The organism is Pseudofrankia sp. EUN1h, from assembly GCF_001854645.1.
Taxonomy (GTDB): Bacteria; Actinomycetota; Actinomycetes; order Frankiales; family Frankiaceae; genus Pseudofrankia; species Pseudofrankia saprophytica.
The window spans coordinates 43,582-57,448 of record NZ_MBLN01000084.1 but is presented as its reverse complement, the minus strand read 5'-3'; the positions used below and the strand labels follow the sequence as shown (position 1 = coordinate 57,448).

The 13,867-nt window shown below is 69.0% G+C and carries 12 protein-coding genes; 5 read left to right on the top strand and 7 right to left on the bottom strand.

Annotated features, from left to right (window positions below):
- Positions 1 to 1,115 precede the first annotated feature (1,115 nt).
- The 7 genes from BCD49_RS33815 to BCD49_RS33785 all read right to left on the bottom strand — a co-directional run bounded on the left by BCD49_RS33815 (position 1,116) and on the right by BCD49_RS33785 (position 9,282).
- Positions 1,116 to 1,928, bottom strand: coding sequence for a hypothetical protein (locus tag BCD49_RS33815; RefSeq protein WP_051466247.1), 813 nt, complete (start codon positions 1,926 to 1,928; stop codon positions 1,116 to 1,118).
- Between the two features lie 348 nt (positions 1,929 to 2,276).
- Positions 2,277 to 3,020 carry an SDR family NAD(P)-dependent oxidoreductase gene (locus tag BCD49_RS33810; RefSeq protein ID WP_007514109.1) on the bottom strand — a complete coding sequence of 248 codons (744 nt, stop codon included), beginning with the start codon at positions 3,018 to 3,020 and terminating at the stop codon, positions 2,277 to 2,279.
- A 66-nt stretch (positions 3,021 to 3,086) separates the two neighbouring features.
- Entirely contained in the window at positions 3,087 to 3,923 is an 837-nt protein-coding gene (locus BCD49_RS33805; RefSeq protein WP_007514110.1) for a TauD/TfdA dioxygenase family protein, read from the bottom strand.
- Between the two features lie 2 nt (positions 3,924 to 3,925).
- Positions 3,926 to 5,668 carry a class I adenylate-forming enzyme family protein gene (locus BCD49_RS33800; protein WP_071042313.1) on the bottom strand — a complete coding sequence of 581 codons (1,743 nt, stop codon included), beginning with the start codon at positions 5,666 to 5,668 and terminating at the stop codon, positions 3,926 to 3,928.
- Positions 5,669 to 5,898: 230 nt separating this feature from the next.
- Positions 5,899 to 6,480, bottom strand: a complete 582-nt coding sequence (locus tag BCD49_RS33795; protein ID WP_007514114.1) for a carboxymuconolactone decarboxylase family protein — start codon at positions 6,478 to 6,480, stop codon at positions 5,899 to 5,901.
- A gap of 239 nt (positions 6,481 to 6,719) precedes the next feature.
- A complete protein-coding gene (locus BCD49_RS33790; RefSeq protein ID WP_071042312.1) occupies positions 6,720 to 8,303 on the bottom strand; it encodes a flavin-containing monooxygenase in 1,584 nt (527 codons plus the stop codon).
- Positions 8,304 to 8,433: 130 nt separating this feature from the next.
- Positions 8,434 to 9,282 (bottom strand): cupin domain-containing protein, encoded by an 849-nt coding sequence (locus BCD49_RS33785; protein WP_007514117.1) that lies wholly within the window; start codon positions 9,280 to 9,282, stop codon positions 8,434 to 8,436.
- 391 nt (positions 9,283 to 9,673) lie between these two features.
- Here BCD49_RS33785 and BCD49_RS33780 point away from each other — a divergent pair, with 391 nt between their 5' ends.
- The 5 genes from BCD49_RS33780 (at position 9,674) to BCD49_RS33760 (ending at position 13,846) form a co-directional block, all read left to right on the top strand.
- Complete coding sequence (locus tag BCD49_RS33780) at positions 9,674 to 10,102, top strand: Zn-ribbon domain-containing OB-fold protein (RefSeq protein WP_071042311.1); 429 nt, start codon at positions 9,674 to 9,676, stop codon at positions 10,100 to 10,102.
- The gene (locus BCD49_RS33775; RefSeq protein WP_007514120.1) at positions 10,099 to 11,262 is read left to right on the top strand and encodes a thiolase family protein; all 1,164 of its coding nucleotides are present in this window, start codon (positions 10,099 to 10,101) and stop codon (positions 11,260 to 11,262) included. The genes BCD49_RS33780 and BCD49_RS33775 overlap by 4 nt, the downstream gene beginning before the upstream one ends.
- 360 nt (positions 11,263 to 11,622) lie before the next feature.
- A complete protein-coding gene (locus BCD49_RS33770) occupies positions 11,623 to 12,561 on the top strand; it encodes a thiamine pyrophosphate-dependent dehydrogenase E1 component subunit alpha (RefSeq protein WP_442960538.1) in 939 nt (312 codons plus the stop codon).
- 54 nt (positions 12,562 to 12,615) lie between these two features.
- On the top strand, positions 12,616 to 13,611 hold the full coding sequence (locus tag BCD49_RS33765) for an alpha-ketoacid dehydrogenase subunit beta (RefSeq protein WP_083401868.1): 996 nt from the start codon (positions 12,616 to 12,618) through the stop codon (positions 13,609 to 13,611).
- Positions 13,604 to 13,846, top strand: a complete 243-nt coding sequence (locus BCD49_RS33760; RefSeq protein ID WP_007514125.1) for a lipoyl domain-containing protein — start codon at positions 13,604 to 13,606, stop codon at positions 13,844 to 13,846. The genes BCD49_RS33765 and BCD49_RS33760 overlap by 8 nt, the downstream gene beginning before the upstream one ends.
- Positions 13,847 to 13,867: the final 21 nt, after the last annotated feature.

Genomic DNA, 13,867 nt, shown 5'->3' with positions numbered 1-13,867 from the left:
CGTCCACCCGGACTTCGCGCGGCACGACAATCATCCCCACGCTCAGCGGCGGACGGGCCCCACACATCACTATCCGCGCCCCGCCCGGCCGCTGCGCCTGCCAGCTCATCGAACGCCAACGCCGTGTAGAGCATCAGAACTTCGATTCGGGCGATGACCTGTACGTATGCGTGTCCGCAGGACTCGTGTCGGGCAGGCTGGCTGGCATAGTGTGATCCCTGCTCCACGGCCCGGCGTGCAACGTCCTCGGACTGATGGCGCTTCAGACCCGCGGGGACCGCGCGAAGGACCTGGGAACTCTCGTCCTGCACCACCAGCGCAGGAACACGATTGTCGACACCGAGCCCGCCATGATCTCCCGTCGCGGTGTCTGCTCAGTTCAGCGCCCTGACCGTGCGGTTGCACCCCACAGGTCGTTGCCGAGCCAAGCCCGAACGGGAGGCTGAGCGCGACGACGACGGTGCTCAGTACGGTGACCAGGCGGAGCCGCGGCCAGTTGGCCGCTGGGATGAGGGGACGCAGGTCCTGCGGCTGCCGCTGGCATAGTGATCGCCTCTGGCTGGTTTTCGCCGGCTGGGACCGCCGTCGTATGGGTGCGGGTCATCGGTGTGCCCCGGTCCCTCCGGCCAGGAGGGCAAKGTCGAAGACCTCGCTTAGGCCGATCATGTAGGAATGGGTTGAACCCCCCTTGGACACGATCCATTACCCCACGGTAGGCGTCGTCGATCTTCAGGTCGGCCTTCACCGTGCTGGTCTCGACCTGGTAGGTCAGCCGTAGGCCCAGGTGGCGGTACAGGTCCGTCTTCTCTACTAGTTCCACTTCGGCGAGTGCTGTGGCTACGTCGCCGAGGGACGTGACCAGGTTGCTGATCTCCTCGCGGGTGAGCTGTCGTTCCTGTCCTTGCCGTACTTGGCGGAGGTCCCGCTCGGCGGTGGTCTTCTCCGCCTGGGCCTGTGCKATCCAGCCGGTGACGACCGCGGGGTCGGCGCCGGCGTCCAGCGCGGCTCGGTAGCGGGCCAGCTTGGCGTTGCTCTCCTCGATTGCCCGTCGGGCCTGCTCGGTGGCGAGGTCGTCGGAGACGTGCCGCTGGGCCAAGTGGCAGCAGACCAGCCAGTCAGGGCTGCGTGATGGGCGGGATACGGATCCAGAGGGTGGCGCAGGCGGCGACCAGCATGCCGTCCCGGGCGTAGAGAGCGGAGGAGGCGCGCAGCTTGCGGCCTTCGGCCGAGTCTGCGCGCGCGACAACGACGTAGGTCTCGCCGGGAAGCACCGATCCGGCGACGGCGACGGTCTGGCGGGCCAGCAGCGCAGCCAGTGCCTCGGTCGGCAGGGCGGCCTGGTGTACCCAGAAGGACGCGCAGTCGAGGGCTGACCACAACAGGTGCCGACCGATCGTGCCATCGGCGCTGGCGAGTGACGGGTGGACGGTCCACGGGGTGGCCGTCAGGCCGGGCGGTCCGCCGGGGACCGGGCCGGCGAGCAGCCGCAGCCCATCGCCGGGCGCGCGGCCGGTGCCACACCCGAAGCAGTTCGGGAACGGGTGCCCGCCGCCGCCAGGAAATCCGGGAAATGCCGCCGCCGCCTGCTCGGCCGCCGCGAGCTCGATGAAGGGTGCCGGATTGGCGCGGATGCTGTCCGGTACGGCGTGTGCCTCGACCAACAGCGTCCCGTCGTGCAGGAGGCGCACTCCGCCGTCGACCGCCGCCTCGACGGTCAGCGTGACGTCCAGCGGTGTCCGTGCCCGCAACACTACCTCGGCCGCCCATCCGGACCCGGCCGAGCTGTCCTGCTCGGGGAGACGCTCGGCCACCGTACCCGCGATCCAGCCGCCGTTCGCGCTTCCCGGCGGCCCCTCGAACCGAGCCGGCACGGTCACGGTGCCCGTCGAGGTCGGGACCTGCATGTCGATCCGGTCCAGTCTGCCCACCCGCAGGATGCTAACGATCGGCCCTGTCCCATGTGCCCCAACGTGACCGAACGCGTCAGACCGGGACTGTTTCACCAGCGGCTCTGTCGCGCATCCGGTGGTGACGCAGAGTCAGTGGCCATCGCGTACCGACGCGCGACGGATTTGTTCTACGGCGCGGCTTCTGGGACCTCCCTACGGCGGTTGCTCATCTCGCGTTCGATCGCGACCTGTCCGGATTCGACGGCGTTGGCGGGCGGCTGCCGCCATCAACACCCGCTAACAGACGGTCACTACCGAATATGGGACAGAGCCGTTGTTCTTACAGGCCCTCACGATCGTCCGCAGCGGCATCGGGATCTGGACCGGTCAGGTGTTGCGGCCGCCGTTGACGCCGAGGATCTGGCCGGTGATGTAACTGGCCTCCTCGCTGACGAGGAACGCGCAGGCGGCGGCGATATCCTCCGGACGGCCGATCCGGCCGACCGGGGTGGCCTCGGTCTGCGCCTCGACGCTGGCCAGCCCTTCCGTTGCCGACTGGCGCAGCATCGGGGTGTCGATAAAGCCCGGCGGGATCGTGTTGACGGTGATGCCCTGGCGGGCGAACTCGCGGGCCAGCACCTTGGTGAGGCCGACGACGCCCGACTTGGCCGCGACGTAGGAGGCCATTCGCGGCACGCCGCTGTGGACGCTCGACGAGGAGATGTTGACGATGCGCCCCCAGCCCTCGCCGATCATGCCGGGGAGAACGGCCTGGCAGCAGTGGAACGTCCCTGTGAGGTTGACGGCGAGCGTCTGGTTCCACGTCTCGAGCGTGAGTTCGAGGAACGGGCGGTGGGAGGCCATCCCGGCGTTGTTGACGAGGATCGTCGGGCAGCCGAGCCGCCCGCGCACCTCGTCGACGCCGGCATCGATGCCCGCGCGGTCCGTCACGTCGACGTCCACGCCGATCACCTTGCCGCCGGCCGCCTCGATCGAGACGGCCAGGGCATCCGCGGCCGCGCCGTCTCGATCGAACACGGCGACGGCGTTGCCGTCGTCCGCCAGCCGTCGGGCGATGGCCGCGCCGATACCTGAGGCGCCACCGGTGACAATTGCGATGCGTCCGCTCACTGAAGCTGTTCCCTCCCGATTCCGAGCTAATGACAGAATGAATCCAGTCCGGTTGGACGGAAAAGGTCACTGGATTGGCTCGTCGCCGAGGAGTGTGCTGCGGTGCATGCGGCGCTCCTGGGCGTGGTCGAAGGGGCACGCCCGGTGGACCAGGCCGCGGTTGTCCCAGATCACCATGTCGCCGACCGTCCAGGTATGGCGCAGCACTCGGTCCGGGGCGGTGGCCCGGGCCAGCTGGTCGTCGAGCAGGGCCCGGCTCTCGTCGGGCGCGAGCCCCGGGATGTGTGAGGCCGTCGCGCCGAACACCAGCGAGTTGCGACCCGACCGGTGCCGCCATACCAGCGGGTGCTCCCGGGGCGGCCGGCGCGGCCCGCGCCAGTCGGCGAGCTGCTCGGGTGTCGGGTCCGGGTAGCTCAGGCGCTGCGCAGCCTCGAACGTGTGCACGACCCGCAGGCCGGCGAACCGTTTCTTCTCCGCGGCGGACAGCGCGTCGTAGGCGGCGTAGGTGCTGGCGAACTCCGTCTCGCCGCCGTCGGCGGTGACCACGTGGGCGCTGAGCACGGACGCCTTCGGTGGGGGGCCGCCGTCGAGCGCGCCGTCCATGTGCCAGTGGACGTTGCTCTCGAAGTATGACTTGTTCGGGTTTGCCGGATCGAAGCTGATCTCCATGATCTCGGGGGTTCGATATCTCCGAAAGACCGCGAGTTCGCCCAGCTTGCGGCAGAACGCGACCTGGGCGGCGTCGTCGATGTGCAGCTCACGGAACAGCAGCACGCCCCGCGTCTCGAGCGTCTCCAGGCACGCCGACGGCAGGTCCTCGTCATGCAGGAGGCGGTCGACGTCGACGCCCTTGGCCGTGGCCCCGATGACCTCTCCCAGCTTTTCCGTCACCAGCGCGGCCACCGTCACTTCTCCCTTGACGTGGTAGGCGCCAGTTCCGCCAGCCGTTTGGCGGCCAGCTCGCGCAGCTCGCCGGTCTTGATCTTCGCGGAGCCGGTCATCGTGATGTCGTCCTCGTCGAAGAAGAGCACCTGGCGCGGGACCTTGTAACTCGCCAGTCGCGTCCGCAGCAGCCGGCGGATCTCGTCGGCCTCGATGCTCGCGTCCGGGTGCCGCACGACACAGGAGACGACGACCTCGCCGAGCGTTGCGTGCGGAACACCGACGGTCTGGGCCAGTCTGACGCCGGGAATGGCCACCAGTGCCTCGTCCACCTCCCGCGGTGAGACGTTCGCGCCGCCGGTCTTGATGATGTCGGTGAGCCGGCCCTCCCAGAAGAGCAGGCCGGCGTCGTCGAGATACCCACCGTCTCCGGTGCGGAAGAAGCCATCGGCGTCCAGGGACTCGTCGAGCGGAACCCCGAGATAGCCGAGCATCAGGGTCGGGCTCCTGACGCAGATCTCGCCGCGTTCGCCGCGCGGGACCACGACACCCGTCGCCGGGTCCACGATCCTGACCGTGACGCCGGGCAGCGGCTTGCCGCTGCTGCCCTTGTGCTCCTCTGGCGGCGTGTTCGCGGGGAAACAGGTGGAGATCGTGAAGGTCTCGGTGTTGCCGTAGGCGTGGCCGGGCTCGTGCCAGACAGCCGACACGGTCGGGTGCCGCGCGATCGGCGTGGCGGCGTCCGTGAACCGCATGGCGCTCAGGTCCACGTCGTTCCAGTTGGGCGCCTCCTCGAGCTGTGCCCACTGGTGCGGCCAGGCGAACGGGAAGGTCACCCGCTCCGCCTGCATCAGCTCGAGCGCCTCGGCGGGGACGAACGTGGGCTGCAGCACCACGGTGCCGCCACTGGAGAAGGTGCCACCGATCGCCATGCCGAAGTTACCGGACCAGAACAGGCCGTTGGCGACCCAGCAGCGAACATGGTCCTGCTCGGAGAACCGGTAGATCCGAGGGAAACGCCACAACTGGAGGGCCACGCCGCGGTGCGAGTTGAGAATGCCCTTGGGCCGGCTCGTGGAGCCCGAGGAGAAGAACAGCAGCGCCGGGTCGCTCGGCCGCGTCGCATCGGCCGTCGCCTCGACCAGCTCCCGCGGCTCGCGGTGCCCGCGCGTGAGGAACGCCTCCCACGGTTCGACCGCACCGCCGGACGCGCCCTGGCCGAGGGCGACGAGCCGGCGCAGGAACGGGAACTTCGCCGACTGCAGCTCACCAGGCGCCGCCTTGACGATCTCCGGCTCGAGCTCGGTCAGCATGTCGACGAAGTCCTTCGTCAGCACGTCCCGCTCGACCAGCAGCACGCCGACGCTGGAGGCCCGCAGCAGGTACTCGAGCTCGCTCGGCGTCGAAAAGGTGCTCAACGCCACCGCCACGCCACCGGCGAGCGATACGCCGAACACCGACGCCACCCACTCCGGCCGGTTGGTCATCAACACACCGACCCGGCTGTCCCGGCCCACCCCGCAGGCGCGCAGCGCGCTCGCGACCTCGAACGCCCGTTCCCACAGCTCGGCGTAGGTCCAGCGAGTGACCGCGCCCCCGGCCGCGCGCAGGACCAGCGCCTCGCGCTCGGCGAAACGCCCGCAGACCTCACGCAGGTAGCCAGGCAGCGTGAGCACCCCCAGCCCCGGCTCGGTGGCTAACGGCGGTCYCGACACAATGGACAACACGGTGGGTGAAGAAACAAGCGTGTCTGGTTCAGGGCTCATGGGCGCCCCTCCTGTCGGTCAGCCGGCGGCCTGGTGGCGGACCACCGAGACGCGGTGGACCGAGTGATGATGGACAGGGATTGTTGGCGGCCGGGGCCTCCTCGACCCGTGTGAAGAACGCGCCGCCTCCTCGCGCTCGCGCATTACCGCTCCGGGCCGGATGAATGGCATGTCCCGCCGGCTTCCGGCGCCGTGTCCTGGCGAGGTGCTCCGCCGGTCTCCCGCGGCGCTCACCAGGAGCCGGGGAGGTGGGGGACAAGGTCGGCCTCGGGCTCCACGCCGAACGAGCGCAGCGCCATCGCCACCAGCTCGTAGGTGCCCACGGTGAACACCACGTCCATGAGCTGCCGGTCGTCGAACTCGCCGGCGAGCGAGTTCCAGGTCTCGCCGCTGATCGCGCCGTGGGTGACCAGCTCGTCGGCTGCCTTCAGCAGGGCCTGCTCGGTGGCCGACCAGCCCGACATGTCCGCCGGCTGGGCGATCCGGTCGATCTCCGCGGGCTGCAGCCCGGCGGCCTTGCCGAGGATGCTGTGCTGCGCCCACTCGTAGTCGCAGCGCCGCAGCGACGCGACCCGCAGGATGAGAAGCTCCCGCTGCCGGGCCGACAGCGCCGACCCGTACAGCAGATGGCCGTTGAAGGCGAGGAACGCCCTGGCCAGCTGCGGGTAGCGGGCCAGCGTGCCGAACAGGTTGGACCCGCCCTGGCGGCCTTCCTCCGGCCGGTCGCCGCGAACCGCCGAGCGGTAGCTGGCAATAAAGTCCGTAAGCTCCGGCGGCCATTCAGTCCTTGGTATCGGTGGTATGCGCGCCATCGTCGGTCGCTCCTGTCCAGTCACGAGCTACTTTTTGGTCGAGGCCGAGACCGATCTTCAGCAGGTGGACCCGGGCCCGTCGATGGCCTACGAGCTGCTCACGCCAACGGCTGCCCGTCAGCCCGCGGAAAGAGGTGGGCCATGACATTCCTCTCGTCACGAACACTTCGCGCGCTGCGAGCCGGTCTTCCTCTGACGGCTCGACGAGCCGGGGCCGCCGCGAGGCGCTCCCATCCCGGTCAGGCAAGGAAGCCCGCGTAGTCGCTCTCGACGGTCTTCGCTATCAGTCGCAGCAGCGCCGGCCGGCCCGCCGGGTTGAGCAGGAACCGCCGGGGCTTGCCCGGCACGTTCGTCCCGTAGTACTGGCCATGCTCCACGAAGCTGGTGTACCGCAGCGCGTTCGCCATCGTCTCGGCCCACTGCTCCTCGTCCGCGAGCGGGACTTCGACGCGGTTGTTGCCGTGCTCGCGTGCGTGGTTCAACAGGTCGGCGACGAAGTCGACCTGGTCACCGCCGTAGCGCGGGTTGTTGCCCGCCGCGCCGTGCGGGCCGCCCGGGAAGAAGAAGTTCGGGAACCGGTGACACATGAGACCGAGGAAGGTCCGCGGGCCTTCGGCCCAGTACTCATTCAGGGACAGTCCGTCGACGCCGTCGATGCCCATCCGCAGCATGGCGCCCGTGCCGAAGTCGAAGCCGGTCGCCCAGACGATGAAGTCGAACTCGCGCGCCCCGTCCGTCGTCTCGATGCCGGTCGGCGTGACTCGGACGAACGGCGTCTCACGGGTCGAGACCAGCTCGACGTTCGGCTTGTTGAACATCTCGTAGAAGCCCGCGACGAAGGGCGGCCGCAGCGCACCGTAACCGTGGTCGGGAATGAGCCGGTCAGCGACCGACTGGTCGGTCACGATGCCGCGGATCTTCTCCTCGAGGAATTCGCACCACTCCTTGTTGGCCTTCGGGTCTAGCAGCATGTCCTTGTAGTTGCTGCTCATCTTGGCGAATCCGGGACTGTTCCAGATGGTCTCGTAGAACTCCCAGCGCAAGACCTTCGAGTCGTCGAAGGTCTTGCGGTCGGAGCGCTCGTGCAGGAATCCCGCGAACGACACCGCCAGGGCGTCGCGAATCTTCTCGAAGCTGCCCTTGAGCTCGGCCTGCCGCGCTGCGGAGATCGGGCGGTTGTTCAGCGGGGTGCACCACGAGGGGGTGCGCTGATAGATCGTCAGCGACACGGCCTCGTCGGCGATCAGCGGCGCGACCTGCACCCCGCTCGAGCCGGTACCGATCACCGCCACCCGCTTGCCCGCGACGTCCACGGGCGCCTTGGGCCACCGTCCGGTGTGGTACTGCTCGCCCGCGAACGTCTCGCGACCAGGCGCCTCCGGATAGAGCGGCACCGAGAGCACGCCGGTCGTGCTGATCAGGTAGGTCGAACGAACGACGAGCCCATCCTCGGTCCGGGTCGTCCACGTCCGCGACTCCTCATCCCAGTCGGCGGCGACGACCAAGCTGGCGAACCGGATGGAGTCGCGCAGGTCGAACCTGTCGACCACGTGGTTGAGGTAGCGCTCGGTCTCGGGTTGTGYGGCGAACTCCTCGCTCCACTCCCAGTCCCGCCAGAGCTCCGCGGAGAAGAGATAGCCGTAGGTGTAGCTCTCCGAGTCGAAACGGCACCCCGGGTAACGGTTCCAGTACCACGTACCGCCGACCCCGTCGYCCTGTTCCAGCAGTCGCACGGAGTACCCGTCTTGGCGCGCACGATATAACTGGTTGATCCCCAGGATGCCCGCACCCACGATGACGATGTCGACGTCAGCTTCTTCCATGTCTCCTACAGYCACATCGCAGCAGTGCCCGGCGGTGGTACTCGGAGGCGGCGGCCACCGGCTACGCCACGCCTTCCTGCTGCTGCCTGAGTCGAGGTGGTGGGGCGAGCCGGACACGGTCGGTCGGGTCTCAGAGCGTCAGGGCCGCGGCGGTACGCGCCAGCTCCAGGAGATGGACGCCGCCGGCGCTGGCGGTGATGGCGGGTACCTTCGCCGCGGGCTCGACGAGCAGGACGTCGCCCTTGGTGAATTCCACAGCTCCGACGGTCATCGAGCCGTCGAGGACAAGCGTGGCTCGCCAGTCGTCGACGGCCGCGGGTGGCAGCATCGCGCCGGCCGCGAGCCTGCGGTCGAAGACGATCCCACGCTCGGGATCGGTCGAGTCACCGAGGTCCCAATATGCGTTGCCGTCGAGGTGCCCTTTTTGCAGGCCGGGCGTTCCGTCAACCGGAACAACCTGCCTGCGTCCGTTCTCCACGAGGGCCGGTGGCCGCGGGACGAAGACCGATGTGTCGAGACCTTTGAGGTACACGAGTGCGGGGTGGTCGCGGTATTCCTCCCCGTAGCCGCCGGGGGAAAGGACGTCGCGGGCGAAGATCTCGAGCAGCTCGCAGCCCTTGGGACCGTTCATCAACAGCCCGTACTCCACGCCCGGTGCGGCTATGAGCACGTCGCCGCGTTCCATCCACCAGTCGCCCATGAGGAGGCTGCCGTCGAGGACGACCACCGCGGTCCAGCAGTCGTGCCAGTGCAGCGGCCAGACCTGGTTCGCCGCCATCCGGATGTCGGGGAGCAACATGCGCCACGGGTCCTCCGGCCGTCCGAGGAACCACATCTGGGTCCACGCACCGCCGCCGGGCTGGTCCGAGTCCTGGACGACTCCGCCCGGCCCGTCCTTGCCGCCCGGCTCCAGCCGTGAACGCGTGACTCCCGCCGCCACGAGGTCGGACGGCGGGTCGTTGAAGACGAGCACGGGCATCTGGATTCCCCTCCGTCGGTGCGGCCAGGGCTGCCGCGGGGTACCGCCGCGGCCGTCGCGCCCGGTCGTCCAGGGCCAGGCGGCCGACCGCGCCGACGCCGTCTTGGCCAGGCTCGTCGGGCTCTCTCGAGGTCGGCCTTGTGTTGTATACGACTCTTGTTGTTGTATACAAGCAAGTCGACGTGCGCAAGAGGGGATCGACCTTGACCGGCGAGTTGGTGAGCGCGATCCGCAGGTGTGGCGAGAACAAGTCCCCGGTGGGTGCCGACCTGACGCACATGCGATGGCCCGGCCCGGGAAGGGCCAGCCTGAGATGGCGGGGGAGCGGTAGCCAGGACGCCGCATCGGCGCGCGGCGGTCCGGGCGGGCGTGGCGCGCGAGGCGGGCGCACATGAAGCCCGCKGGCGGCCCGGTTGCCGCTGAGGGCCGGCCGGTGCCGGTGGTCGACGATGGCAGCCGTGACTTCTGGCTCGGCGGTGCCGGCGGGCAGCTTCTGATCAGGGCCTGCACCKGGTGCGACCGGTTGTTTCATCCGCCGGCGCCTATCTGCCCGCACTGCTGGTCCCGTGCGGTCACGTACCGGGCGGTGTCCGGGCGGGGGGCGGTCGAGTCCTACACGGTGGTGCGTCGGCCGTGGGTGCCGGGCTATGAGCCGCCCTATGTCGTGGCTCGGGTGGTGCTGGCCGAGCAGCCGGACCTGCGCCTGTTGACCAACGTGGTCGGCTGTGACGTCGAGGCGGTCACCACCGGCATGCCGGTCGAGGTGACCTTTGAGCGGCGAGGTGACGTGTTCGTGCCCATGTTCAGGCCGGTCGCATGACCGCCGAACGCCAGGCGATCATCTCCGGCATCGGAAGGTCGGCTACCGGCAGACGCCTCAACCAGTCCGCGACCGAGCTGACCCTGGACGCCTGCCTCCAGGCCGTCGCGGACGCCGGCCTGACTCCGCGCGAGATCGACGGTCTCGCGTCCTGGCCCGACTACCAGGCCCCGTTCGGCTTCGGCGGGCCCCGCGTCGGCGAGCTGCACTCGCTTCTGCGGCTGGACCTGTCGTGGATTCTCGGCTGCGGCGACGGCGCCAACGTCACCGGCATCCTCGGCATCGCCGCGCACGCGGTAGCGGCCGGGCTCGCGCGCCACGTGCTGGTCTACCGCACCGTCACCGAGGCGACCGCGCAGGGCGCCGGCCGGCGCCCGGCCGTGATGGCCGCGCCCGGAGCGGCCGCGGACTGGAAGTCCGCCTACGGGGTCGGCTCGCCCGCGCAGCTCGCCGCGCTGTGGGCCCGTCACCACTTCGACCGCTACGGCACCACCCGAGACCAGCTCGGCTGGGTCGCGGTGAACAACCGGCGCCATGCCGCCGCCCATCCGACCGCGATCTACCGTGAGCCGATGACGATCGAGGACTACCTCGCGGGGCGGATGATCAGTGAACCGCTGTGCGTCTTCGACTGCGACGTCCCGGCCGACGGGTCGATCGCCTTCGTCATCTCTCACGTCGACCACCGCCGTGACGTCGACCGGCCCGTCTACTTCGAAGCCGTGGGCGGTGGGCGACCCATGACCTCCAGCTGGGAGTTCTGGCCCGACCTCGACGTCATGGCGGCGATGCCGGCGGCCCAGCAGATGTGGTCGCGCACCTCCTTGCGGCCCGCGGACGTCGACGTCGCCGGCATCTACGACGGGTTCAGCATCTTCGTCCTGTACTGGCTGGAGGCGCTGGGCTTCTGCGGCCGGGGCGAGTCGGGACCGTTCGTCGAGGGTGGCAAACGGATCTCCCTTGACGGTGAGCTGCCGCTCAACACGTCCGGCGGCCAGCTGTCGGAAGGCCGTTACCTCGGCTTCGGCCTGGCCTACGAGGCCTTCCTGCAGCTCCGCGGCCAGGCCGGTGCCCGTCAGGTCGCGGACGCGGAGGTCGGTCTGGTCACCGGTGGCGGCGGCCCGCTCGCACAGGCCTTCCTCTTCGCCAACGACCGCTGAATCAACGTGGCTGGGGAGGGCCTGATCGGGCTGCCTCACGACCAGGCCGGCGCCGATGGGCGACGTCATGCTCGTGACCTGCCGGCCTCATCCTTTGCGTGATCCACCGGCGGTGCCGACGCGGGTGACGCTGGCGGCCAGATCCATCCCTTGCGCATCTCCCCCGAGTTGTATACAAATGAGAACCCGGGTCTTGTATACAAAAGGTGATGTAGCGCTTCGCTGTCGCTGGCGATCGGCCCTCCGGCCCTCGCTGAGCCGCCGCCATCGTCGCGGACCGGGTTGGGAAGGGGAACGGATGTGAAGACGGATCGAACCGCGGGCGTGTCGCCGRGCGTGCAGCGCCGGTTGTACGAGCTGATGGTGCTGATGAAGGCGGYCGACGACCGGTTGGGCARGGGGATCGCGTCGGGCGAGCTGCAGTGCGTGTACTGGCCGTCACGGGGGCAGGAGGCGATCGCCGCGGCAATGGGGGTGTGTCTTCGGCCGGATGACCAGCTGGTCACGACCTATCGGGGGTTGCACGACCTGATCGGTAAGGGTGTGCCGCTGGTGGAGATCTACGGCGAGATGCTGGGCCGGCGGGTGGGGGCAGGCCGGGGCAAGGGCGGGACGATGCACATCGCCCGCCCGGAGTCTGGCGTCATGCTGTCGACCGGGATCGTGGGAGCCGGACCACCGGTAGCGGTGGGGTTGGCGATGGCCGCACGGCGCAAGGGTCTCGATCGGGTCGCCGTCGCGAGCTTCGGTGACGGGGCGACCAACACCKGTTCGTTCCATGAGGCCGCGAACATGGCGGCGCTGTGGGACCTACCGCTGGTGCTGGTGTGCCAGAACAACCTGTATGCCGAGATGACGGCCACTGAGCACACGATGAAGATTGCTCACGTCGCGGATCGGGCGGCTGGGTATGGGATGCCGGGCATCCGCGTGGACGGTAACGATCCGCTTGCGCTTGTCGCCGCGTTGACGGGGGCGGTGGAGCGGGCGCGCGGCGGGGGCGGGCCGACGCTGCTGGAGTGTGTGACGTTTCGGTTCCGTGGTCACTACTTCGGGGATCCGATGGCGTATATCCCGGCCGAGCAGTTGGCTGCCGCTATGGCGGCTGATCCCATCCCGCGGTTCCGGTCTCTGCAGCTCTCGGCCGGGATCTGCGATGAGCAGGACCTCGCGGGCATCGAGGCGGCCGCCGTCGCGGCGGTCGAGGAGGCGGTGGCCACTGTGTTGGCGGCACCGGTCCCGTCTTTGGACGAGCTTGATCGTGATGTGTATGCCGACTCGCGTAACTGCCCGGCATAGCGGCCGCCCCGGCCGGTACCTACCTGTGTAGAGGTGGACGTGGACGAACGACGGATGACGATGACCGAGGCGTTGAACCTGGCGTTAGATCAGGCGTTGGCGCGTGACGAGGGCGTTTTCCTGTTGGGCGAGGATATCGCCGATCCGGGGGCGTCTGGTCCGACGAAAGGCCTGTCGACGAAGTACGGCGTCGACCGGGTGCTGGATACGCCGATCTCGGAGGCGGCGATCGTGGGCGCGGCCATCGGCGCGGCGATGGAGGGGTTCCGCMCCGTCGCCGAGATTATGATTATGGATTTTATCGGGATCGCGGCCGATCAGCTCGTCAACCATGCGGCGAAGCTGCGGTTCATGACCGGTGGGCGGACGAGCTCGCCTATCACGGTGCGTACGCAGGTGTATGGCGGGATCGGGACCGGGGCGACGCATTCACAGTCGTTGGAGGCTTGGTTCATGCATATCCCGGGGTTGAAGGTGATCGTGCCCTCGACGCCGCGAGACGGCAAGGGCCTGCTGACGTCGGCGATCTTCGATGACGACCCGTGCCTGTTTGTCGAGACGATCCGGTTGCGCGGCCAGCGCGGGATGGTCCCGACCGATCCGGCGTTCGCGATCCCGCTTGGTCAGGCGGAGGTGAAGCGGCCGGGTACTGACGTCACGTTGGTCAGCTATGGCCGGGGAGTGGTCGAGGCGCTCGGGGCGGCCACCAGGCTCGAGAAGGAGGGGATCAGCGCCGAGGTGCTCGACCTGCGCACCCTGGTCCCGCTTGACGTGCCGGCGATGCTCGAGTCCGTGGGCCGCACGAGGCGGGCCGTCGTCGTGCACGACGCCGTCCAGTTCGCGGGGCCTGGCGCGGAGATCGCCTCGATCCTGCACAGCGAGCTTTTCGGCGTGTTGGCGGCGCCGGTGGAGCGGGTGGGTGCCCGATTCGTGCCGGCTCCGGCGGCACCGGCGCTCGAGTCCCAGATATATCCGAGCGCTGAGCGCATCGTCGCGGCTGTTGGTCGGACGCTGCGGGGCGCGACGGTTAAGGCAGGCGTTCATGACTGACTTTACGATCCGTATCCCTCGGATATCGGTGGCGATCTCGGAGTCGGAGCTCACGGAGCTGCTCGTCGACGAGGGAGGGCATGTCACCGAGGGCGCCCCGCTGTTCGTCATCGCCACGGACAAGGCCGAGAACGAGGTCGCCGCTGGTGCGTCCGGCACCGTCCAGTGGAGCGGTGAGGTCGAGACGGTCTACGAGATCGGGGCCGAGATCGGGACTATCCGCACATCGGGCTGACGCCCACGCGGAAGGAGATTG

Bases quoted from the DNA above. Each gene is read 5' to 3' on its own strand.
- BCD49_RS33795 (WP_007514114.1), bottom strand. From the start codon at position 6,480: ATGGCGCGCATACCACCGATACCAAGGACTGAATGGCCGCCGGAGCTT.
- BCD49_RS33785 (WP_007514117.1), bottom strand. From the start codon at position 9,282: ATGCCCGTGCTCGTCTTCAACGACCCGCCGTCCGACCTCGTGGCGGCG.
- BCD49_RS33775 (WP_007514120.1), top strand. From the start codon at position 10,099: ATGACCGCCGAACGCCAGGCGATCATCTCCGGCATCGGAAGGTCGGCT.
- BCD49_RS33760 (WP_007514125.1), top strand. From the start codon at position 13,604: ATGACTGACTTTACGATCCGTATCCCTCGGATATCGGTGGCGATCTCG.